Annotated in this window: 18 protein-coding genes; 3 read left to right on the forward strand and 15 right to left on the reverse strand. The window is 62.2% G+C overall.

The features are described 5' to 3' along the window. The 8 genes from PSTU_RS0109430 to PSTU_RS0109465 all read right to left on the reverse strand — a co-directional run. Positions 1-570: tetratricopeptide repeat protein (locus PSTU_RS0109430; RefSeq protein WP_019340788.1), on the reverse strand; the 570-nt coding region annotated here is incomplete at its 3' end. Then, a complete protein-coding gene (locus tag PSTU_RS0109435; RefSeq protein WP_019340789.1) occupies positions 567-956 on the reverse strand; it encodes a response regulator transcription factor in 390 nt (129 codons plus the stop codon). The genes PSTU_RS0109435 and PSTU_RS0109430, both read right to left, overlap by 4 nt. Beyond that, a complete protein-coding gene (locus PSTU_RS0109440) occupies positions 953-3,823 on the reverse strand; it encodes an ATP-binding protein (RefSeq protein WP_019340790.1) in 2,871 nt (956 codons plus the stop codon). The genes PSTU_RS0109435 and PSTU_RS0109440 overlap by 4 nt, the downstream gene beginning before the upstream one ends. A 177-nt stretch (positions 3,824-4,000) precedes the next feature. After that, positions 4,001-5,632, reverse strand: a complete 1,632-nt coding sequence (locus PSTU_RS0109445; RefSeq protein ID WP_019340791.1) for a diguanylate cyclase — start codon at positions 5,630-5,632, stop codon at positions 4,001-4,003. Continuing rightward, positions 5,625-6,014 (reverse strand): response regulator, encoded by a 390-nt coding sequence (locus PSTU_RS0109450; RefSeq protein WP_019340792.1) that lies wholly within the window; start codon positions 6,012-6,014, stop codon positions 5,625-5,627. The genes PSTU_RS0109445 and PSTU_RS0109450 overlap by 8 nt, the downstream gene beginning before the upstream one ends. Continuing rightward, positions 6,011-8,413, reverse strand: coding sequence for a PAS domain S-box protein (locus PSTU_RS0109455; protein ID WP_019340793.1), 2,403 nt, complete (start codon positions 8,411-8,413; stop codon positions 6,011-6,013). The genes PSTU_RS0109450 and PSTU_RS0109455 overlap by 4 nt, the downstream gene beginning before the upstream one ends. Before the next feature lie 33 nt (positions 8,414-8,446). Then, entirely contained in the window at positions 8,447-8,833 is a 387-nt protein-coding gene (locus PSTU_RS0109460; RefSeq protein ID WP_019340794.1) for a response regulator, read from the reverse strand. A gap of 94 nt (positions 8,834-8,927) precedes the next feature. Then, positions 8,928-11,882, reverse strand: a complete 2,955-nt coding sequence (locus PSTU_RS0109465) for a PAS domain S-box protein (protein ID WP_019340795.1) — start codon at positions 11,880-11,882, stop codon at positions 8,928-8,930. Between the two features lie 268 nt (positions 11,883-12,150). Between PSTU_RS0109465 and desA the strand changes: the two genes are divergently transcribed. Together desA and PSTU_RS0109475 are read left to right on the forward strand one after the other, a co-directional pair. Beyond that, positions 12,151-13,341: a delta-9 fatty acid desaturase DesA gene (gene desA, locus PSTU_RS0109470; protein WP_019340796.1), complete on the forward strand. Its 1,191-nt coding sequence runs from the start codon at positions 12,151-12,153 to the stop codon at positions 13,339-13,341. Between the two features lie 141 nt (positions 13,342-13,482). Further along, positions 13,483-14,481, forward strand: coding sequence for a GGDEF domain-containing protein (locus tag PSTU_RS0109475; RefSeq protein WP_019340797.1), 999 nt, complete (start codon positions 13,483-13,485; stop codon positions 14,479-14,481). A 67-nt stretch (positions 14,482-14,548) separates the two neighbouring features. On the opposite strand, the gene PSTU_RS0109480 is transcribed toward PSTU_RS0109475, so the two are convergent. From PSTU_RS0109480 to PSTU_RS0109515, 7 genes are all read right to left on the reverse strand, one after another. Beyond that, on the reverse strand, positions 14,549-14,929 hold the full coding sequence (locus tag PSTU_RS0109480) for a hypothetical protein (protein WP_019340798.1): 381 nt from the start codon (positions 14,927-14,929) through the stop codon (positions 14,549-14,551). Positions 14,930-15,031: 102 nt separating this feature from the next. Beyond that, positions 15,032-15,625: a lytic murein transglycosylase gene (locus PSTU_RS0109485; RefSeq protein ID WP_237709856.1), complete on the reverse strand. Its 594-nt coding sequence runs from the start codon at positions 15,623-15,625 to the stop codon at positions 15,032-15,034. 129 nt (positions 15,626-15,754) lie between these two features. Then, entirely contained in the window at positions 15,755-16,429 is a 675-nt protein-coding gene (locus tag PSTU_RS0109490; RefSeq protein ID WP_019340800.1) for a hypothetical protein, read from the reverse strand. Between the two features lie 22 nt (positions 16,430-16,451). Beyond that, complete coding sequence (gene aguA, locus PSTU_RS0109495) at positions 16,452-17,567, reverse strand: agmatine deiminase (RefSeq protein WP_019340801.1); 1,116 nt, start codon at positions 17,565-17,567, stop codon at positions 16,452-16,454. 135 nt (positions 17,568-17,702) lie between these two features. Continuing rightward, positions 17,703-18,581, reverse strand: a complete 879-nt coding sequence (gene aguB / locus PSTU_RS0109500; protein ID WP_019340802.1) for an N-carbamoylputrescine amidase — start codon at positions 18,579-18,581, stop codon at positions 17,703-17,705. A gap of 135 nt (positions 18,582-18,716) precedes the next feature. Continuing rightward, positions 18,717-19,373, reverse strand: coding sequence for a TetR/AcrR family transcriptional regulator (locus tag PSTU_RS0109510; RefSeq protein ID WP_029404698.1), 657 nt, complete (start codon positions 19,371-19,373; stop codon positions 18,717-18,719). A gap of 168 nt (positions 19,374-19,541) precedes the next feature. After that, on the reverse strand, positions 19,542-20,918 hold the full coding sequence (locus PSTU_RS0109515) for a glutamine synthetase family protein (protein WP_019340805.1): 1,377 nt from the start codon (positions 20,916-20,918) through the stop codon (positions 19,542-19,544). 251 nt (positions 20,919-21,169) lie between these two features. Here PSTU_RS0109515 and PSTU_RS0109520 point away from each other — a divergent pair. Continuing rightward, on the forward strand, positions 21,170-21,400 hold a 231-nt coding region (locus PSTU_RS0109520; RefSeq protein WP_029404699.1), incomplete at its 3' end, for a gamma-glutamyl-gamma-aminobutyrate hydrolase family protein.

Consider the following 21,400-nt stretch of genomic DNA (forward strand, 5'->3'; position numbering starts at 1 on the left):
GTACCAGCCGAGCCCTTCCGGTTGCGTCGAGGCGTAATCCAACCGTTGGCTACGCCAGTTGTCGAAGCCGCTGTCCAGCCAGTCCTGGCGGGCCGAAAGCTCCAGTTCATGTCGCCGTTGTGCCGTAGTGGCGCTGGCAGCTGGCGCTGTGGTTGTGATGGGAGAGGTCAGCGACGCCCGTGCTTGCTGCATCGCCTGCTGCACGTCCGCATAGTTCGGTGCGATCTCCGCGGCGCGTTCCAGCGAGACCAGGGCGGCTTGCGGACGACCTGCCCACAGCAACGCCTGGCCCTGCCCGAGGAGGTAGTCGGCGTTATCCGGCTCGCGCTTCAATAGCTGCTCATAGAGTGGCAACGATTGCTCGGGTTGCCCTTGCCAGGCGCGCACGCGGGCCAGCAGGTACAGCGCCGCGCTGTCGTCGGGTTGCCTTGCCAGTTGTGCTTCCAGGGTCGCTGCGGCGGCGCCGAATTGCTGGGCATCGACCTGGCGCTGGGCGGTCGCAACGTCGGCCAGTGCCATCGATGACAGCAGCCATGTGGACAATGCCAAGGTAACTGCCGTTCGTATCATCGTGGACGCCTCAGCAGACGACGGATACGCGCCAGCAGTTCCTCCGGCTGGAAAGGCTTGGTGACGTAATCGTCGGCGCCCAGCTCCAGCGCCCGGACAATGTCCACTTCGCGTGCCTTGGCGGTAAGCATCAGCACCGGTACGGTTTCCCAGCCAGGTTGTGCGCGCAGCCGCTCGATCAGCTCCAGCCCGTCGTGGTAGGGCAGCATGATGTCCATCAGGGTCAAATCAGGTGGGCCCGATGAGGTGATCTTTTCGATGGCCTGACGGCCGTCTGCCGCGTGATCCACGGTAAATCCGTGCCGTTCGAGCATGAAGCGAATGAGGAACGCGATGTCGTCCTCGTCCTCAACCATCAAAATGCGCTGGCTAGTGGAATCGCTCATGGGTTGACCTCTTCTGAAACCTGGGTATGGCCGGGCGGCCATTGCTGGAGTAGCTGCTGGATCAGCGCAGCGAGCTCGTCGCCGTCATGGCGCGACTTGACCAGCTGGCGTAGGGCCAGGCGGCTGTCGTGCACGGGCGCATCCAGCGCGGAAAATATGATTACGGGCGGTGGTGGCACGCTCTGAGCCAACTGATCGAACAGCTCGCTGCCGTCTCCGTCGGGCAGCATCAGGTCGATGATCGCCAGGTCAAAGCGTTGCTCGTCGATCAGGTGACGGGCCTCGGTAAGCGTAGAGGCGCCATGGAGATCAATCGCCAATGGCTCGACCAGCCGGGCGAGCAGAACGCGCAGATCCTCGTCGTCCTCAACATGAAGAATCCGCGGGCGGGCTCCGTTGGTTCTGAGACAGGCCTGCACCACTTCCATGACCCGCGACGGGTCAACCGGCTTGTGCAACCAGTCGATTACGCCGACCGCGCCGCCGCGCAGGGCGCCATCGTCATTGTCGCGACGTTGTGGCTGCAGGCTGACAATCAGCACCGGCAGATGCCGATAGGCATTCTGGCTACGCAGGTTCTGCAGAAAGGCAATGCTGTCCTCGTCGCTCAGTGCAGGGCTCAGCGTCAGTGCCTGGATGCTGAACTCGGCCAGCATTTCTCGCGCTTGGGCAGCCGTTTTGGCAATCAGCGTGGCGTAGCCGTGTTGCTGCAGCACGGCGGCGAGCTGTTCCGCGGCAGGCGCGTCGGGCTCGAGTACGAGAATGCGCTCCAACGGCCGATTGGTGCCCGCTGCCGGCAGCGCTTGCGCGACGGTTGGTGGCTTGGCGGACTGTGTAGATGCGACGGGCAGGCGCAGCCAGAAGCGCGTGCCCCGGCCTTCCTGAGAGTCGAAACCGATCCGCCCATGCATCTGCTGGACCAGCGAGCGGGTGATCGCCAGGCCCAGTCCGGTGCCGCCACGCTTACGCGCATCGGATGAGTCAGCCTGGGCGAAGCGTTCGAATATCCGTGAGCGAAAATCCGCTGGAATGCCCTGCCCCTGGTCCTGTACGCCGATCTCCAGGCTGCCCCCGTGCAGGCGCAGGTCGACGCTGACCACGCCACCGACAGGTGAATGTTTGATTGCGTTGGACAGCAGGTTGGCGATCACCTGGATGAATCGATCCGGGTCGAGGTTGCTTTCGGCCTGGATCGGGCCGTCGGGCAGCGTAAGCGCCAGGCGGACGCCGTATTCATCGCCATATGGCTTGAGGTCGGCCAATGCTTGTTCGGTCAGCACCTGGACATCGCAGAGGCTGAAGTGGAACGGCAAGCGCCCGGCATCAAGTTTTTCGATGTCGAGGATGTCGTTGATCAGGCGGACCAGGCGCTCGCTGTTCTTGTGTGCGATGTCCAGCAGTGATCGAGCGCTCACGTCGATCTCGCCGGCAACGCCGCCGACCAGCATGGCCAGTGCGCCGCGAATGGCAGTCAGGGGGGTCCGCAGCTCATGGCTGACGGTGGAGATGAATTCGGTTTTCATCTGTTCCATGCGTCGCCTGAGCGACATATCGACCGCAACGGTCACGACATAGCAGGCGCCGTTGGACATGGTCATGGGGTGCTTGACCACTTGGAGCCAGCGCTCCTGGCCGTGCGTATCCATGAGCCCGACCTCGTTGATGCGCAGTTCGCCACTGCCACACAGCAGCTCGGCTTCGCCCTGCAACAGTGGCAACAGCAGTTTCACCCCAACGATGTCTTCGGCCCGGTGGCCTTCGATGGCGTCGGGCCGAGTATCGAGCAGGGCGGCAAAGGCACTGTTGCACAGCAGGAACCGGCCCAGCTCGTCACGCACGAAGATCAGGTTTTCATCGGTATCGACGACCCGCCGCAGGAAGACTTTCTGGTCCTCGAGCGTGTCGCGGCTACGTTGTAGCTCGGTCACGTCACGGGCAATCGCGAGGTGATCACCGAGACCGGTCGGCACCAGACGAACCTCGAAGATCCGCTGTTGATCCAGTTCGCACCAGGTGGTTTGGCCCAGCTGTAGCGAGTTATCGGTTTGGGGAAGCAGCCCGAGCAGCAGCGGCTCGATGGTCTGGGCCGGCGGGGCCTGCACAGCGTTTCCTTGCGACAGGGCGGTGATCCTACCTTGACCGTCAATGGCATACAGGTAGTCGGGAATGGCCTGCAGTAGGGCCCCCAGACGCGCCTCGCCGGCTTGCGCCTTGGTCGCCAGGGCCTGACGAATCTGCAGGTTGCGCCGGATGGCCCAAAACGCGGCCAACGACAACGCTGCGACCAGCAGGCTGCCGATCAGTGCCAGTCGGCGACTCTGTGCGATGGTGTCGGCCACGGCCTGGTTGGCGGCGGCGAGCTGCTTGCGTTCCTGTCGCTCGACCGCATTGAGCAACGCCCGCAGGCGATCCATGATCAGTTTGCCGCCGGCCTGGTGCAGGCGTTCGGCCGCCGCTTGCAAGCCGGCAGTGCGGCGCGTCTGGATATTACCGGCGGATATCTGCAGACGCTCGGCAATATTGCGATCCAGTTGCTCAAACCACCGCTGGTCCGGAAATGTCCGCTGCTCCAGAAGCCTTTGTAGTTTGCGGCGATGTGCCTCGATCTGGGTTAGTCCGAGCTCGTAGGGCTCGAGGTAGTTGGCGTCGCCGGTCAGGACGAAACCGCGCGACCCGGTTTCGATGTCCTGCAGCGAAGACAGCATTGACTGGGTCGCGGTGATGATTTCCAGGCTTTGGCTGACCGAAAGATTGGTCGCCAAAACTTGTTCCTGGGTTTGCTTGCCTTGCCAGCCCAATGCAACGAGCAGAACGAAGGCGATCAGGAACGCGAGCCAATGCCAGCTGATCTGGGTTCTTGCGGGCAAACCGGAACTCCTTTCGCCGGTTGAACGAATACAGGGGCGCCTTCGAAGGCTGGAGCCGGCGCAGTCGTGCCATTGCCTGCCAGCGTCTGCGAACCGGCCACGACTGCTATGCAGTGTAGTTGGAGTTCTCAATCGCACGACGGTTCGCTTGCTATTCCTGCGAGCCGACTCGATCCGTCAGGCGATCTGTACCTGATTGCGACCGTTGTGCTTGGCGCTATAGAGCGCCTGATCTGCCAGTTCGAGCATGGCGCCAGCACCGGAATGGCCGTCGGTCTCGCTTATTCCAGCGCTGAGTGACACGCTGAAGGTGCGCGCGCCGGCGTGGAAGCTCAAGGCGGCGAAGCGCAGGCGGATCTCGTCAAAGATTCGCATGGCCTGTTCCGCCGAGCAGTCCGGCAGTACCGCCACGAACTCCTCGCCGCCGTAGCGGCCGATGCTGTCGATACGGCGCAGCCGCTGGCGCATCAGGTTGGCCAGCGAGCGGATAACGTTGTCCCCAGCGGCATGTCCGTACTGGTCGTTGACCTGCTTGAAATGATCGAGGTCGAGCATCACCACGCTGGTGGGCTTGCCACTGCGTTGCGTGCGTTCCACCTCCAGCGCGACCTGTTCCTTGATATCGGCGTGCTTGAGCAGGCCGGTAAGGCTGTCACGCGACAGCGCCATGCTCAGCGCCCGCGCCCGCTGCACGCGAGAGAACACGGCAGCGGTCAGTGCATTGTCGCTGATCGGCTTGGTAATGAAGTCGTCGCCCGCCTTGAGCAGGGCGGCCATCTGCCGATTGATGTCTGTTTCAGCCGACAGGTAGATGATGGGCACACGCAGCCACTCGTCATTCAGGCGAATCATCTGCGCCAGCTCGATCCCGGTGAAATCCGGCATGTTCATATCAAGCAGGACCATTTCCGGATCGAAATCGCGCATCACTTCGAACAGCTGACTGGGGTCGCTCAGGGTCTGCACCAGCATCTGCGAGTTACGCAGGACCAGGCTGTAACGCGCGGACAGGTCGTCGTCATCGTCGACGATCAATACCCGGTACGGCTCGCTCAGCTCCAGATTGAGGATGTTTTCCAGGCTGTTCTCCAGCTGGGTGACGTCCAGTGGCCGAACGAAAAAGCCTTTGGCACCGGCTCGCACCGCCGCCAGCTGGCTGTCGAAATCCGCTCGGTGACCAATGACCAGCAGCGGTAACGGCACATCTAGGCTCTGCTGCAGCGCGCTGATGGCTTCCAGTTCGCCGTCATGCTGGCTGACAATCAGGGCGTCGGGCAGTTGCCCCTGAACAGCGCTCTGCAACAGCGAAACGTCAGGAAACAGCAGCACTTCATAGCCGAAGTTGCCCAGGGTCTGGCACATGTTCTGGCCGGCATCTGAGTCCGTTTCGAGCAGATAGATCCGGCACCCGGCCGGCAGCGTGTCGGGCGTGCCGCTGTGCATCTCGCAATCATTGTCGGGCCCTTCGGCGCGTTCGGCCGCAACCATTTGGTGAACGGCCCGGACAAACGCGCAAAGCGCCTGGCCGCTGGGCTTGGCCGCCTCCAGCCAGCGCTCAGCGCGCTGTTCCAGCAGCCGCGACTGCTCGCCCAGCGTGGTGAAACCAAAGGTGCCTGCCGTACCGGCCAGGCGATGCAGGCGCTCGTGCAAGTCGAGCATCCGTTGGCGCCGCTGTTCCTGCTCGCGAACCGTCTGCAGCTGCTCGGCGTGTCGTTCGAGTGCCGCCAATTCCTCGCTCAAGCGTTCAGCAAACTTTTCGTTGAGCGCCTGCAGTTGGCGTTGCAGCGCTTCGTTAGCGCCCTCATTCATGCTCGGCATTCCATATTTCGTTCAGTTTTGCCGCCAGTTGCAGTGGGTCGAAGGGTTTGTGCAGCAGTTTGCGCACACCCAGGCGTTGCAGTTCTTCAGGGCCCGCCGGGTCGTCCGACTGGCCGGTCAAGAGCACCACGGGGGTTTGCTGCAGGTCGATCAATGGCGCGAGCTGACGCAACAATTCGATGCCGCTGATCTGCGGCAGCATCACGTCGAGCAAGATCATGTCCGGCTTGAACCCGGGTGCCTGCTGCAGCGCTTGCTGAGCGGAGGCGCAACTGAGCACCTCGAAACCGCCCAGTTTCTCAAGCGCGATGCGGGTCACCACCTGGATGGAGGGCACGTCCTCGACGTGCAGAATGCGCAGCAGGGGCCTCACTGCGCGTCCTCGTTCAGCGCATGGCAGGGCAGCTCGAACCAGAAGCAGGCTCCGGCACCGGGCGACGAATCGAAGCCGATTTCGCCCTTCATGTGTTCAATCAGCTCCTTGCTGATGGCCAAGCCCAAGCCAGTGCCGCCTTGCTTGCGCGTATCGGATGAGTCCGCCTGCGCGAACTTGCCGAAAATGCGTTCGCGGAAGGCTTCGGTGATGCCGGGACCCTTGTCGCAGACGCTGACACGCACCCGTTGCGGTGCGAACAGCCGGGCGCTCATGGTGACGGTTTCACCGGCCGGGGAGTACTTCGCCGCGTTGGACAGCAGGTTGCTCAGCACTTGTTCCAGGCGCATCGCGTCGACGGTGATCGACACGGCAGGGCAGCCTCCCAGCTCGATGCTCACGGCATGGCTTTCTGCATAACCCTGATTGCTGCGCAGCGCCTGCTCAAGCAAGGGTTGCAGGGGCTGCGCCCGCAACTCGAAACGCATCTTGCCGGCGTACAGCTTGTCGATGTCCAGCAGGTCATCGATCAATGTGCTCAACCGTTTGCTGTTCTGGTGGGCGATGTCCAACAGCTCCTGCAGATGTTCGGGCACCTCGCCCATGACCCGACCGCAAATCAGCCCCAACGAGGCGGTGATGGAGGTCAGTGGTGTGCGCAGTTCATGGCTCACGGTCGAGACGAAGTCCCGTTGCAGAATTTCGATCTGCTTGCGCTCGGTGATGTCGTGCAGTACGACCACCGCACCGCTCTGCTGGCCATGGGATGCGTACATCGGATCGGCGTTGGCCAGCACGTATCGGGGTGTGCCATGCAGCACGATGGTCATCTCCAGATTGCGGATGTGCTCGCCTCGCAAGGCGCGCATCAGCGGGACTTCCTCAGGGCGCATCGGCGTGACGCCGTCCGCGTGATAGAGATGATAGACGCCCGGCCACTGCTCCGGCGCGAGCTGCTGGGCATCAAGCCCGTGCCAGCGGCGGGCGGTGTGGTTGAACAGGGTGAGGTTGCCATCGGCGTCGCAGGCCACAACCGCTTCAGACAGTGCTTCGAGCAGGCGTCGATTCATTTCCTGCTGTTTGTCCAGCTCCAGCTGTTCGGCCTTGCGCTCGGTGACATCGGTCACCAGCCCGTGCCAAAGCACTGAACCGTCTGCTTGACGCATGGGCGTGGCGCGGGCTTCGACCCAGATCAGGCCTTTGCGCGGGTGGTCGATTCGGTGCTCGAAGTACCACGGCGTCAGGGTTGAAGCGGCGTGGCGGATACTCGCCAGCACATGCTCGCGGTCGTCGGGGTGCACGCGTGCGTAGATCGGCCCGATACTGGGCTCCATCTCGGCAGCACTCAGGCCGTAGATGTCCTCGACACCTTCGCTGAGGTAGGGGAACGAACTGTTGCCGTCGGGCCGCCAGCAGAACTGGAACAGCATGCCCGGCACCTGTGCAGCGATCTGCTGCAGGCGCAGCTGCAGGTGTTCCTGGTGGGCCAGGTCGTAGGCGCTGACGATGTAGCCGCGCAACAGCTCGCGCTCATCGTGGATCGCCGAGATATTCAGCAGCACCGGCACGCCGCTGCCGTTGCGATGCACCAGACGCCACTCGCGCGTTTCGCGGCGACCTTCGACCAGCGGTGCGGTGAGTACGGCGAATCCCGGCTCGATGGGTTCGCCCAGCTCAATGCTGAGAATGGTTGCGCGGCGCTGTAGCGCGTCCTGCGGGAACAGCGCGGAGGTCAGCGGTTGCCCGATCAGCATCTGCTCGGAATAGCCGAACAGGCGCTCGGCGGTGGGGTTGACGCCGGATATGTGTCCGTCAGCCGTGGTCACCAGCATCGCGCTCGCGGCGCTGTTGAGTAGTGCCTGCTGCAGCGCCGCTTGCTCGGCGTAGCGGTGGGCCTGCAGGCGTTCTTCGAACAGCCGCATGATCTGGCGACTGAGCCGTGTCAGGGCGCCGCGCTGCGCTTCGTCGAGCTGTCGCGGCTGGCGGTCGATGACGCAGAGGGTGCCGAGGTTGTAGCCGTCCGGCGAAGTCAGTGGCGCACCGGCATAGAAACGGATGTTCGGGTCGCCAGTGACCAGCGGGTTATCGCGAAAACGTGCGTCGCGCTGCGCATCCTCGACTTCGAACAGGCCCTGCCCTTCGATGGTATAGGTGCAGAACGAAAGCCCTCGCGGGGTTTCGCTGACATCGAGGCCAAAACGGCTCTTGAACCACTGGCGATGGTCGTCGACCAGCGAGATCAAGGCGATGGGGGTGTCGCAAATATAGGCAGCCAGCTGGGTGAAATCATCGAAGGCAGCCTCGTCAGGCGTGTCGAGAATCTCGTAGCGCAGCAACGCGGCGAGCCGGGACAGCTCGCGGGGTAAGGAGGACGGCGGTATCGATTTCGATGACTCCATCTGGCTGAGTTCTCTTGGATTCGGGGCAAGCGGCTATGCGCCGCGGGCCTCCCAGATGGCCTGGATCTGGCTGGCCAGGCGCATCGGATCGAAGGGTTTGACGATCACGTCGTGTGCGCCGAGCTTGCGTAGGTGCTCAATCTCGCTTGGCTGAACCTTGGCGGTCATGAATACCACCGGAACCTGTGCCAGATCGATCCGCTCGCTGAGCCGGGTGAGGGTCTCGGGGCCACCCATCCCAGGCATCATTACATCCAGCAGGACGAACTGCGGAGCGAAGGCTTCCACTTCTTCGAGCGCCTGCTGGCCGGACGAGCACGACTGCACCTTATAGCCGCCGATCGCCTCCAGCGAGACCTTGACGACAGCCTGGATGGACGGATCGTCCTCGACATGCAGAATCCGTTTCAGCTCGCCCATGCGAGACCTCCAACAAAGCGTGCCCGGCGCGCTCGAAAGAAACAGTTTGCCAGCTTGCTCATCGGCTGACGCGGCACACTGGAAAAATAGTCGTCTAACCCGGTTCCTGCACAGGCAGTTCGAACCAGAAGCACGCGCCCTGGCCGAGCTCCGAATCGAAACCGATGCCTCCGTTCATGTGCTCGATCAGCTCCTTGCTGATCGCCAGACCAAGACCAGTGCCGCCTTTCGGACGCGTATCGGACGAGTCGGCCTGGGAAAACTTCTGAAAAATGCGCTGCCGAAAGCTCAGTGGAACGCCGGGGCCGACATCCTCAACGCTTACGCGGATCTGATCGCCGCGGCGCTGGCTGCTCAAGGTTACGACTGCGCCGGCCGGGGAGAATTTCGCCGCATTGGACAGCAGGTTCGCCAGGACCTGCTGCAGACGGTGCGCGTCGACGCTCACGGTTGCTGCGGCTTGCTCGCCCAGCTCGATACGCACCCCGAGCTGTTCGGCGTAGGCCTGGTTCGACTGCAATGCGTCCTCCAGCAAAGGCGCTAGAGGCTGCGACTGCAGCTGGATATTCATCTGCCCGGCAACCAGCTTTTCCATATCCAGCAGGTCGTCGATGAGTAATCCGAGGCGCTGGCTGTTTTGTTGCGCGATACCGAGCATTTGCCCCATGGCCGGCGGAACCTCGCCAATGGCGCCACCGAGGATCAGGCCCAGCGCGCCGGAAATCGATGTCAACGGTGTGCGCAGTTCGTGACTGACGATGGAGACGAACTCGCTCTTCATTCGATCGACGCGCTTGCGCTCGGTGATGTCGCGCACCAGGCCGATGAACTTGCGCTCACCGCGGTGGCTGATCTCCGAAACGCGCAGTTCGATGATGAACACCTCCCCGTTGCGACGAACCGCCTGCAATTCGCGGTTCTGCTCCAGGCTGCGGCCTTCCCCGCGTTTTTCGTAGTCCTCAAGATAACCGTCATGGGCAGCGCGATGGGGCTCGGGCATGAGTATCGACAGGTTGCGTCCAAGCACTTCCTCTTCGCTATAGCCGAAGGTGCGCTCAGCGGCGTGGTTGAAGGTCTCGATCAAGCCGCGCTGGTTGATGATGATGATCGCGTCGATGACATTGGCGATCAGCAGGCGCACGTAGCTCTCGCGCTCATGGGCTTCGCGCTCGGCCAATGCGCGAGCGGTGACATCGCCGATGAAACCGTCGTACCACTGCAGCCGTCCATCGCCGTCGCGCAGTGCGCGGCGGTTCTCTTGAACCCAGAGTGTTTCGCCGCGGGCGTTGATCAGGCGGTAGGTTCGCTCGAACGTGTCCGCGCCGTCGTCCGCCAGACCTGCGCGGTCATCGGGATGGATCAGGCTGCTGTACGGGCGCAGGCCCGGCGCCATGAAATCGCTGGCGGGGTAACCGGTCAGGCGCTCGATGCCGTCGCTCAGATAGCTGAAGGTGCGTTCGGCATCGACGCCGCGGCGGTAAACCACGCCCGGCAGATTACTGACCATGCTGCGAAAGCGGCTTTCGCTGTCACGCAGGGCCAGGGTCGCGCTCATCAGCGGGGTGATGTCGGCGATGAAACCATGCCAGAGGACCGATCCGTCCCGCAGGCGTTCGGCGTATGCGCGCACTTCGACCCAGATCAGCCGGTTGTCCGGATGCTTAATGCGATAACGCGTGGTACCAGACCCCAGGATGGCGGCCGAGCGTTCAATCGCCGCTCTGAGACTGGGGCGGTCTGGGTCATACACGGCGGCGAAGGCAATGGCTGCGTTATCGACCAGCCGTTCCGGGCTGACCCCGTAAAGTTCGCGGCAACCTTCGCTGGCATAGAGAAAGTTGTACCTGCCATCCTCGGAGCGCTTGAGCTGATAGACCATGCCCGGCAGCAGGCTGGTGATTTTCTGTCCACGTTCGAGCAGACGCCGGCGGGCGCGCTCCTGCTGCACCGAACGGCTCTGGTGAAGACGCTGCACGATGCCCCGTCGGTGCAGCATGAACACCAGCATGAGCAGCAATGCCTCGGCAATGAGCCATGCCAGGCCCCATTTCAACAGCAGGTGGCGTTCAGCCTGTTGCTGCTCACGAAGCGTCGGGGTGATGTCGCGCCAGACCAACGCAACGGCCATGGGTAGGCGGCCGGGGCTGTATTCAGCACTGACGTCATGCAGCGGAATCTGGTTGAGCAAAAAACTGCGGCCATCCGACTCGAGCATGCGCAGCGCCTGCCCTGCTTCGGGTGCGGGAAGCGACTGCTGCTCGGCCCACTGCAGGATCTGCGGTGCCGACTGGGTGTCGAGCAGCCAGTCGCCGATTCCCTTGAGCTGAATGCCCACCGGGCGCGCCCAGAGCACATCTTCCAGTTCGGCGCGGTTGACCAGCAAACCCAGGCCGGCATTCAGCTGATCGCCGAGCTCGGACAGATCCGGAAGAATGTCGAACCCCACCTCCAGAGCGCCGATCACTTCGCTGTCTAAGCTGCTGCTGGCGCGTATCGGCACGATTGCCCGGTTGCCTGCGCTGTGATGGCCGATATCCAGGCCAGACACGATCCGCCCTTGGGACAGGGCTTTGTAGAGCAATGGCCGGCGGTCGGCCACCGCGTCACCGAAGGCGTCCAGATCCTGCATGCGCAACAGGGCGATCCCGGCCTCGCCCCAGTAGAGCTGCAACTGACGCGCACCGTGGGCCTGCATCGCCGTCCAGGTGGGCGTCAGTGACTGTGTCAGCTGCTGGCGTATGCGCGCCATGCGCGGTCCATGCCATTGGGCTCCTGCTCTGATGGCCCGGTCCGCTTGGCGCACCAGCCGCAAGGTGTCGGGGCTGGCGCTGAGCGTACGGGCAAGCAATCGGGCTTGTTTTTCCAGCCCCTGCCGGGCGCTGTGCAATGCCAACGCCTGCAGCTCGCCCTGTTGCGCTGTCTGCAATGACCAGACGGTGTCCCGAGCCTTGAATCCATTGAATGCCAGGCCGCCGAACAGCAGGGCCAACAGCAGGCTGCCGATGCCAAGTAGCCATCGAGGACTGGTTGAACGGGGATGAGGGCTCATGGCTCTGTACTGGGTAGTGATCGGCGCGCCTCACGCGGCTCGCGTGCGCAGACGTGCGAACGGGTGAAGAAAATGTGATGGCTATATGCTATCTCGAAAGCATTGGCCGTTGTTTCGCTGTATCGGCCGCGCGAGTTGTTTCTGTCAGACCCTGAAACGAAAAATCAGCGCCGAACGACAGGCGGCGGCTCATCCCGGCAGGCAGGGAGGATAATGCAGCCAGGTCCGCGCCTGCGGATCGGCTTCTACACCGCGAGGCAGCGACATTATGTGGTACACCGGTTTTCTCGACCTTTCCGCCTGGTACGTCGTGGCGTCCACGCTGATTCTGACCCATGTCACCATCGTTGCGGTCACCGTCTATCTGCACCGTTATTCGGCTCACCGTTCGCTCGAGCTGAATGCGGCGCTCAAGCACTTCTTCCGCTTCTGGTTGTGGCTGACCACGGCGATGAATACCCGCGAGTGGACCGCCATCCATCGCAAGCATCACGCCAAGTGTGAGACCCCGGATGATCCGCACAGCCCCGTGCAGAAGGGGCTGGGGACCGTGCTGCGTCGCGGCGCCGAGCTGTATATGGAAGAAGCGAAGAACGAAGAAACCCTGCGCATCTATGGCAAAAACTGCCCGGACGACTGGCTCGAGCGCAATCTGTATTCGCGCTTCCCCAATCTTGGCATCGTGCTGATGCTCGGCCTCGACCTGGCGCTGTTCGGCGTGATCGGCCTGACTGTCTGGGCGGTGCAGATGATCTGGATTCCGCTGTGGGCCGCCGGCGTGGTCAACGGCTTGGGACATGCCGTGGGGTATCGCAACTTCGAATGCCGTGATGCGGCGACCAACCTGGTGCCCTGGGGCATCCTGATCGGCGGAGAAGAGCTGCACAACAACCACCACACCTATCCGAACTCGGCCAAGCTGTCGGTGCGCAAATGGGAGTTCGACATGGGTTGGGCCTGGATCAAGCTGTTCAGCCTGTTCGGCCTGGCGAAAGTGAATCGCACCGCGCCTATCGCCCACCGCGTTACGGCCAAGCATCAGCTGGACATGGACAGCGCCATGGCGATTCTCAACAACCGCTTCCAGATCATGGCGCAGTACCGCAGGCTGGTGATCAAGCCGCTCGTGCGCCTGGAGCTGGAACGCGCCGATACCTCGGTGCGGCATCAGTTCCGCCGCGCCAAGCGGTTGCTGTCGCGCGAACCGAGCCTGCTGCAGCACGATCAGCAGGCGCGTATCGACGTGATCCTGGAGCAAAGTCAGTCGTTGCGGGAGATCTACGAGCAGCGCCTGGCCCTGCAGCAGATCTGGACCCGCACCAGTGCCAACGGGCATGAGATGCTCGCCGCGATCAAGCAGTGGGTGCAGGACGCGGAAGCCAGCGGTATCCAGTCATTGCGCGAGTTTGCCGAGCATCTGCGAACCTACTCGCTACGGCCGGCTGTCGCCCATGCCTGACCTCTGATCGGTGCGCGCTGTGACGCGCGCGACGCCCGGAACTTTGCCTGCCCGCCACTCTCTGAACTGCATTCTGGTGCTCTTGCGACAGTCACCCAGCGGGCCTCCGCCGGTGCCTGCCGTCATGTTTTGGAAGCAGGTATGAATCTGGTGAAGCAACGAAGCGAAACGAGAGGAGGGATTCTGCCGCCGACCGAGGCGCAAACCCTTTTGGCACTGATGCATGCGCGTGCCGAAGTCGAACGCTTGAGTGAGCGCGAGCAACTGTTCAGCACCCTGATGGGAGCTGTCAATGCGGTGTTATGGGCATTCGATTGGCAGGCGCAGCAGATGATTTACGTCAGCCCGGCCTACGAGCAGATCTTCGGACGCTCCGCCGCCTTGCTGCTGTCGGACTTCGGCGAGTGGCGCAACAGCATCTACCCGGATGATCTTGAGTACGCCCAGCAGAGCATGGTCGACGTGCTCGACAAAGGTGCGGTCGAAGCGCGCGAGTACCGCATCATCCGCACCGACGGGCAGCTGCGCTGGCTCAGCGACAAGTGCTTCATCGCACGCAACGCGGACAGCTTGCACGGGCCGATCATCGTTGGCATTGCCGAAGACATCACCGATAAGAAGCAGCTCGAAGGTGAGCTGCAGCGTCTGGCCACTGTTGATGTGCTGACCCAGAGCAGCAACCGGCGGTACTTCTTCGAGTGTGCCCAGCGGGAGTTCGATCTCGCCCGGCAGTACGCGACGCCGATGGCGTTCCAGCTCTTGGACATCGATGACTTCAAGCGAATCAACGATACCCACGGACACCAGATGGGAGATCAGGTACTGCAGCGCGTGGCCCAGTGCGGCTCGTCGGTATTGCGCCGAGGGGATCTGTTCGGCCGGATCGGCGGCGAGGAATTCGCGTTACTGCTGCCTGGTTGTCAGCCCGATCTCGCCGAGCAGATCGCCGAACGCTTGCAGCGCGAGATTCAGCGGCTGGTCTTCACCAGCCCTGATGGGCAGCGTTTTGGCGTCACGATCAGCCTGGGCGTGACCTACCTGAGAGCCAGCGACCCCGACCTCAGCGCCATATTTGCGCGAGCCGATGCGGCGATGTATACCGCCAAGCGTTTGGGCAAGAATCAGGTCATCGTGTCCTGAGTCGCTTTATGAAAGATGGAAGCCGCTCGCCGCAACCGATGGTTTATCCACCGGCCGCGGGTGGCAGTCATTGTGTGAATTGCTGCCCTAACGCTTCCATCTCTTGTTTGAACTCGTCGCATTTCGCCTGACGTTCCGACGCCGGGATGTCTGCCCATTTCGACTTCGTCTTTTTTTCACCGGCATCGAAGGCTTCGTCAAACGCGGTTGCTTTCATGCCATTCTGGATAGCCATGGCTCTCTGCTTCTCTTTTTGCTCGGCCAGCTGGTTGTCTGAATAGTCTCCGCAAACCTTGGCGGTTGCGTGCATGGAACCACCAAAGTTGGCCAGTTGGGTGTGCATGTTCGACATGATCTGTTGGTTCGGCTCCTGAGCCTGCCCACTGAGGCTGACCAGCATGAGTGCGCCCGCCATGGACAGCGCTTGCAGACCTGTTGCTAAAGACATGTTCGCTCCTGTTGTTGGATGTTTGTCAGTACTGAGTTGAATGATTCACTGCGCTGGCCAACGCTTGATGTGGTCAACGCCGCTACCTCGACGTCGCGGCCTTCAACGAAGCATGTCGTGAACGGCAACTGCACCTCCGATCGCTTGGTCGTTGGTGATGCCCTGCATGCTCTCGACCTTCTGCAAAGCGAGACCACCCGCCGCAACGGTAACGGTGACCCGGCCGACGATCACTTGCGGGCCGACGATGCCCAGTTGCGCAGCGGGATCCATTTGCTTGCTCAGGTCAATGACGAATCCGCCAATGTCCTCGACCCGGTGATCGTCATAGACCATCCCCATCTGCCGAAGCAGCTTCGCGTCCGACGGCTCCTGGTCAACACTGATCGCAACAGCCAAACCGCCTCCCTTTACCATCTCGAACGCGTTGCCAGACTGCATCTCCGGAGATAGCCAGGTGCAGCCGATGCCGTAGACACTCACATTGTCGTAGCGCCCACCGTCTTCTTCTTCGACCAGCTTCATGCCTTGGACCATTGGTCCAAGCGTGGCGGCAATCGTGTCGCAGTCCGGGAGCTGCTCCAGGGACGGCGGGACGTACCCGGCGCTGGGATCGGAGCCAGCGTCGCTTTCGTCATCGCAACCACTGATGAAAAGTGCAAGGAGAAGTAAAGCCGGCAGGGCAGAACGGGGCATCAGCACAGCAGGTTTTCCTGTTTGGCGTGGTGATCGGTACGGGTGGTTGCTGGGTTGGTCTTGAGATCACTAAAGACCTGAACTCTAGACTAAATCGGCTGCGCTTCAAGCACGCGACAGTGCGGCGTCTCAGGGGGCTTTGCGGTACACGTCGTCGAAACGCACGTTCATTCCGCCACAGTGGCTGTTGTCGGTGACGACCAGGTTACCGGCAACGTATTGCAGGGTAACGCTGCAGTCGTAATCGTCATCGCCCTCCGCGATCTTCAGCAGATCGCCGGAAGGTCGTGCCTCGCCCGCGAATGCACCGACATGGGCGATCCGCTCGCCATGGCTGTTGAGACCGCCATACCAGGTCGCCTCGCCTTCGGCGAAAAGCGGGCCGGTCGGCGAGCGACGGCTGATGACGATGCTGTTGCTGCCCGCAATCGGCGCCCAGCGGCCGATCCAGTCGTCGGCCGTGGGCGTGTGTGCGGCTTCAACGTCGATATGGCTTGCGGGCAACCAACCGACGAACTCGCGCTTCTCGGCGAAGTACCAGACGCAAGCCCAGCCGGCCGCCTGTTTGCCGACAAGAAGCCTGTCGCCATCCACGAGATAGGCCTTCCGCAGGCAGGACTCATCTTCGGGACAGCCGACGGCATCGTCCCTGAAGTGCACCCGTTCGCCGGCATCGGCGGTTACTTCAGCGTGGCGCACCTGACCGGCAAACGCAGGGAAAAAGCCGTTGCGACACGAATAGGCCTCAAGCGCCTGGACGGAGGGTGCCAGCAACACGCACCACAGAAGGGTTGTGAAACGCATGCGAGGACTCCAGTGCTGATTGCTACGTCGCCGCGCGGCTCGACGCGGCGGGCTGCTGCTGAGTGATGCAGTGGATGTTGCCACCGCCGAGCAGGATTTCGCGACCCGGCACCATGACCACTTGATGCTGCGGAAACAGTCGGCTGAGGATAGCTTCGGCTTCGGCATCGAGCGGATCGTCGAACGAGGGTGCGATGATGCCGCCGTTGACGATGAGGAAGTTCACGTAGCTGCCGGCCAGGCGAATCGAGGGGTCGCGCGGCTGGCTGCCGACCAGCGGCACCACACCGGCGCATTCTTCTTCGGTGGCGTGCAGTGGTCCTGGGATCGGCATCTTGTGTACCACCAGTGGTCGATCCCAGGCGTCACGGGCCTGCTCCAGTACACCCATGGCGGCCTGGCAGCGCTCGTAATTGGGGTTGTCGCGGTCATCGGTCCAGGCCAGCAGCACCTCGCCTGGGCGAACGAAACAGCAGAAGTTGTCCACGTGTCCGTCGGTTTCGTCGTTGTACAGGCCATGCGGCAGCCAGATGACCTTATCGACCGCCAGATGGTCGGCAAGTACCCGCTCGATCTCTTCGCGAGAAAGGTGCGGGTTGCGATTGCGGTTGAGCAGGCACTCTTCGGTAGTGATCAACGTGCCTTCACCATCGACATGAATCGAGCCGCCTTCGAGGACGAAGCCCTCGGTGCGGTAACGGTCGCAGCGCTCGATCTCGAGGATCTTGCGCGCTACTTCATCGTCGCGCTGCCAGTCTTCGTAGAGTCCGCCGTTCAGCCCGCCCCAGGCGTTGAATGTCCAGTCGACGCCGCGAAGGCCACCCTTGCCATTGATCACGAAGGTCGGACCGGTGTCGCGCACCCAGGCATCGTCGCTACTGACCTCCACCACGCGGATACGCGGATCGTCGAGTTGCTCCCGCGCCGCTACGTACTGCTCGGCGGTAGCACAGACCGTAACCGGCTCGAAGCGCGCAATGGCTTTGGCTACCGCGGTAAAGGCTGCCTGTGCCGGCGTGCCCTGGTTACGCCAGTTGTCCGGGCGCTGCGGCCAGACCATCCAGGTCTGGCTGTGCGGCGCCCACTCGGCAGGCATGTGATAGTCGTCAGCACGCGGGGTCGTGGTCAGAGTGGTCATTGGTCTACCTGGAGGCGGTAATCAATCGTGGCCGGATGCGAACGGCCGTTTATTGGAGGCGATATATCGGACCACGGCGGATGGCGTTCAGCCGCAACGCGTCGTGCGGCTGAAGCCTTAACCGATGAAGAGGCCTCAGGATTCCAGCGAACCGTCCAGCGTCTTGATCGGGCTATACAGGTTCGGGCGGCGATCCCGGAACACGCCCCAGGCGCTGCGGATGTGTTCGAGCTGGTCGAGATCGAACTCGTGCACCAACACACCTTCACTGGTCTCGTCCATCTCCTCGACCTTGGCGCCAAACTGATCGGCGATGAACGAGGAGCCGTAGAAGGTGATGTCGTAACCGTCCTGCTCTTCGCGGCCGATGCGGTTGCTGGCGATCAGCGGCATCAGGTTGGCGCCGGCATGGCCTTGTTGCACACGCTGCCAGTGGTCGCGCGAGGTGATGCTCGAATCGTGCGGCTCGCTGCCGATGGCCGTTGGATAGAACAGCAACTCGGCGCCCATCAGCGCCATGCTGCGGGCGGTTTCCGGGAACCACTGGTCCCAGCAGATGGCCACGCCGATCTTGGCGTAGCGGGTATTCCAGACCTTGAAGCCGGTGTCGCCCGGATTGAAGTAGTACTTCTCGTGGTAGCCGGGGCCGTCCGGGATATGGCTCTTGCGGTAGACGCCGAGCACCTTGCCGTCGGCGTCGATGATGGCGATCGAGTTGAAACGTGCGCGCCCGGACAGCTCGAAGAAGCTTACCGGCAGCACCACTTGCAGCTCAGCCGCGACTTTCTGGAAATGCTGAACGGCCGGGTTGTCTTCAACCGACGTGGCCAGCTGCAGATACTCAGGGTTGGGCTTCTGGCAGAAATACGGCGTCTCGAACAGCTCCTGAATCAGGATCACCTGCGCGCCCTTGGCTGCAGCCTCGCGGACCAGCTTCTCGGCGTTGGCGATATTCGCTTGGCGATCCCAGGAACAGGCCATCTGGGTAGCGGCAACGGTGACGATACGGGACATGAGGAACCTCGCGGATACTGGCGTAAGGGCAGCCCAGGTCGGGCATGGCGAAATCTATTCGATAGTTATCGGTATGAAAAGTGCTTTTTGTCGATACATGGTGACGATAGCCCTTTATAAGTCGATAAATATCGATTAAATCGGTGTGGCTCGCTTCGGAAGAAAGGGCGGCAGATACAGACCCAGATAAGCGTCGAATACCCGCATGCCTTCCTCGGCCATGCGTGGCGTGATGGCGCCATGCAGGTGCACCGAGCGCGCATAGACGCGATCACCAAGCTCCATCGCCAGTGCGAAAACCTCCACCTCGCTAGGCAGCACCGGCAGCTCGAAGTGTCGTTCAAAGAGGACCTGCATCAACCCGGCGAGTTCGATGTCGTGCTGGCGGTCGGCCTGGGTGACTTCCGCCAGACCGTGCTGCGCGAGGATCAGCTGGCGAGCCGCGGCATCGGCCTGGTAGATGGCGAGCATGCGTTGCTCGATCAGTCGCGAGAGGTCGTGCCAGCTATTGAGGGCATCGTGCGTGACAGGCTCTTGCAGGCTGGCACGGAAGGCGGCGTGAATATCAGCGGTGAGCGCCTCGAGCAGAGCCGGCACGCTGGCAAAGAAGTGGTAGACCGAAGAGGGCGGAATCGCCGCGCGCTCGGCCACGCTGTAGATCGACAGCCCGCCCACGCCTGCGTCGGCAAGCAGTTCTCGCGCAGCCGCAAGGATCTGCGCAATCCGCGCCTGGCTGCTGGCGCGAGGTTTGCGGTTGGGGGATGTACGCGGGGTGGGTTCGGCTGTGCTCATGACCGTATTGGATGCCAGCCTGCCGACAGATGCAACGGCCTGAATCGTGCGGTTCACGCCTGCCACGTTGCGGCAGGCTCGCGTCACTCGGCTGAGTGACGGCTGAGCTAACGCGGCTGCTGTCCCCGATCCGACCGGCCCCCGCACCCAGCGGTACGGGGCCAGGCATTAGACGGTGTGCAGGTACCAGTTGTATTCGAGGTCGGAGATCGAGTGTTCGAACTCGGCTAGCTCGCTTTCCTTGCAGGCGACGAAAATGTCGATGTAAGTGGAGTCGATATAGCGCGCCATGATCTCGCTGTCGTCCAGCTCGCGCAGCGCATCGCGCAGGTTGGAAGGCAGGCTCGGTTCGACCTGTTCGTAGGAGTTGCCCTCGATCGGTTCGTCCGGTGCGATCTTGTTGGTCAGCCCGTGGTGGATGCCGGCCAGCACGCTGGCCAGCAGCAGGTAAGGGTTGGCATCTGCACCGGCAACCCGGTGCTCGATGCGCACGGCGTCGGCGCTATCGGTCGGCACGCGCAGCGCCACGGTGCGGTTGTCCAGGCCCCAGCAGGGTGCGTTCGGCACGTAGAACTGGGCGCCGAAGCGTCGATAGGAGTTCACGTTGGGGCAGAGGAAGGCCATGGAGGCGGCCATGGTCTGCTGAATGCCGCCGATGGCATGGCGCAGCGTTTCGCTTTCCAGCGGATTGCCGGTGGCGAAAATGTTGTTGCCGTTCTTGTCCAGCAGCGAGATATGCACGTGCAGCCCGTTGCCCGCCTGGCCAGGGTAGGGCTTGGCCATGAAAGTGGTGTCCATCTCGTGGTCGTAGGCGATGTTCTTGATCAATCGCTTGAGCAACACGGCGTAGTCGCAGGCCTTGATCGGGTCGGCGACGTGATGAAGGTTGACCTCGAACTGCGCCGGCGCGCTTTCCTTGACGATGGCATCGGCGGGGATGCCCTGCTCCTTGGCACCCTCGAGGATGTCCTGCAGACAGTCGACATATTCATCCAGATCGTCGATCAGGTAGACCTGAGTGGAATGCGGGCGCTTGCCGGAAATCGGCGAGCGCGGCGGCTGCGGTCGGCCGTTGATGTTCTCCTGGTCGATCAGGTAGAACTCCAGCTCGAAAGCGGCGCAGATGGTCAGGCCCAATTCATCGAATTTGCTCACGACCTGGCGCAGCACTTCCCGTGGGTCGGCGAAGAATGGCGAGCCGTCACGCTCGTGCATGGTCATCAACAGCTGGGCGGTCGGGCGTTTCTGCCAGGGCTCGTTGCTCAGCGTGTTGGGAATGGGAAAACAGGTACGGTCGGAGTCACCGATGTCCATCCCCAGCCCGGAACTCTCCACGGTGATGCCATTGATGTCGAGGGCGAACAGCGAGGCCGGGAGGTTGATGCCTTTTTCATACACCCTGTGCAGGCTGGCGCGCTCGATGCGCTTGCCCCGGACGACACCGTTCATGTCTGCAATCAGCAGGTCGACGTACTGGACCTCCGGGTGTTCCTTTAGAAATGCGTTCGCTTCGTTGAGCTGAACGGCACGCGGCGGCGGAAGCATGATGAAGCACCTTAATTGTTAAAAATTTCAATCATCAAACAGCTTGTCTTGGAGTCAATCGAAAAGCCCTGTCGCTGTCAATAGCGCCTCGAAATGCCTCATCAACGCCCACAGTGGGCATTTTCGGGGCAATCAGGGAGGCAATCCCGAAACGCTGACATGGCATTGCGAAGCGGAAACCCTCGGCTATTGTCTATAAAAACGAACAAGACTACTCTCCGACGAGCCCCATCTGGAAAGACGAGTATCCCATGCCTCGCGTGCCATTGATCGGCGTTTCCGCCTGTACCAGGCAGATCGGCCACCACAGTTTCCACATAGCCGGTGATAAGTACCTGCGCGCGGCGGCTGTAGCCGGCATGCCGTTGGTCATCCCGGCGCTTGGCGATCTGATCGACACTGCCGCCCTGTTAGATAGCTTAGACGGCCTGCTGTTTACCGGCTCGCCATCCAACGTCGAGCCGCACCATTATGGCGGCCCC

It is taken from the genome of Stutzerimonas stutzeri SDM-LAC, from assembly GCF_000235745.1.
In the GTDB taxonomy this organism is placed as follows: domain Bacteria; phylum Pseudomonadota; class Gammaproteobacteria; order Pseudomonadales; family Pseudomonadaceae; genus Stutzerimonas; species Stutzerimonas stutzeri_H.

Excerpts from the sequence above, each read along its gene's own strand:
- PSTU_RS0109435 (WP_019340789.1), bottom strand. The coding sequence starts at position 956 with ATGAGCGATTCCACTAGCCAGCGCATTTTGATGGTTGAGGACGAGGAC.
- PSTU_RS0109445 (WP_019340791.1), bottom strand. The coding sequence starts at position 5,632 with ATGAATGAGGGCGCTAACGAAGCGCTGCAACGCCAACTGCAGGCGCTC.
- PSTU_RS0109455 (WP_019340793.1), bottom strand. The coding sequence starts at position 8,413 with ATGGAGTCATCGAAATCGATACCGCCGTCCTCCTTACCCCGCGAGCTG.
- PSTU_RS0109460 (WP_019340794.1), bottom strand. The coding sequence starts at position 8,833 with ATGGGCGAGCTGAAACGGATTCTGCATGTCGAGGACGATCCGTCCATC.
- PSTU_RS0109465 (WP_019340795.1), bottom strand. The coding sequence starts at position 11,882 with ATGAGCCCTCATCCCCGTTCAACCAGTCCTCGATGGCTACTTGGCATC.
- desA (WP_019340796.1), top strand. The coding sequence starts at position 12,151 with ATGTGGTACACCGGTTTTCTCGACCTTTCCGCCTGGTACGTCGTGGCG.
- PSTU_RS0109475 (WP_019340797.1), top strand. The coding sequence starts at position 13,483 with ATGAATCTGGTGAAGCAACGAAGCGAAACGAGAGGAGGGATTCTGCCG.
- PSTU_RS0109480 (WP_019340798.1), bottom strand. The coding sequence starts at position 14,929 with ATGTCTTTAGCAACAGGTCTGCAAGCGCTGTCCATGGCGGGCGCACTC.
- PSTU_RS0109485 (WP_237709856.1), bottom strand. The coding sequence starts at position 15,625 with ATGCCCCGTTCTGCCCTGCCGGCTTTACTTCTCCTTGCACTTTTCATC.
- PSTU_RS0109490 (WP_019340800.1), bottom strand. The coding sequence starts at position 16,429 with ATGCGTTTCACAACCCTTCTGTGGTGCGTGTTGCTGGCACCCTCCGTC.
- aguA (WP_019340801.1), bottom strand. The coding sequence starts at position 17,567 with ATGACCACTCTGACCACGACCCCGCGTGCTGACGACTATCACATGCCT.
- aguB (WP_019340802.1), bottom strand. The coding sequence starts at position 18,581 with ATGTCCCGTATCGTCACCGTTGCCGCTACCCAGATGGCCTGTTCCTGG.
- PSTU_RS0109510 (WP_029404698.1), bottom strand. The coding sequence starts at position 19,373 with ATGAGCACAGCCGAACCCACCCCGCGTACATCCCCCAACCGCAAACCT.
- PSTU_RS0109515 (WP_019340805.1), bottom strand. The coding sequence starts at position 20,918 with ATGCTTCCGCCGCCGCGTGCCGTTCAGCTCAACGAAGCGAACGCATTT.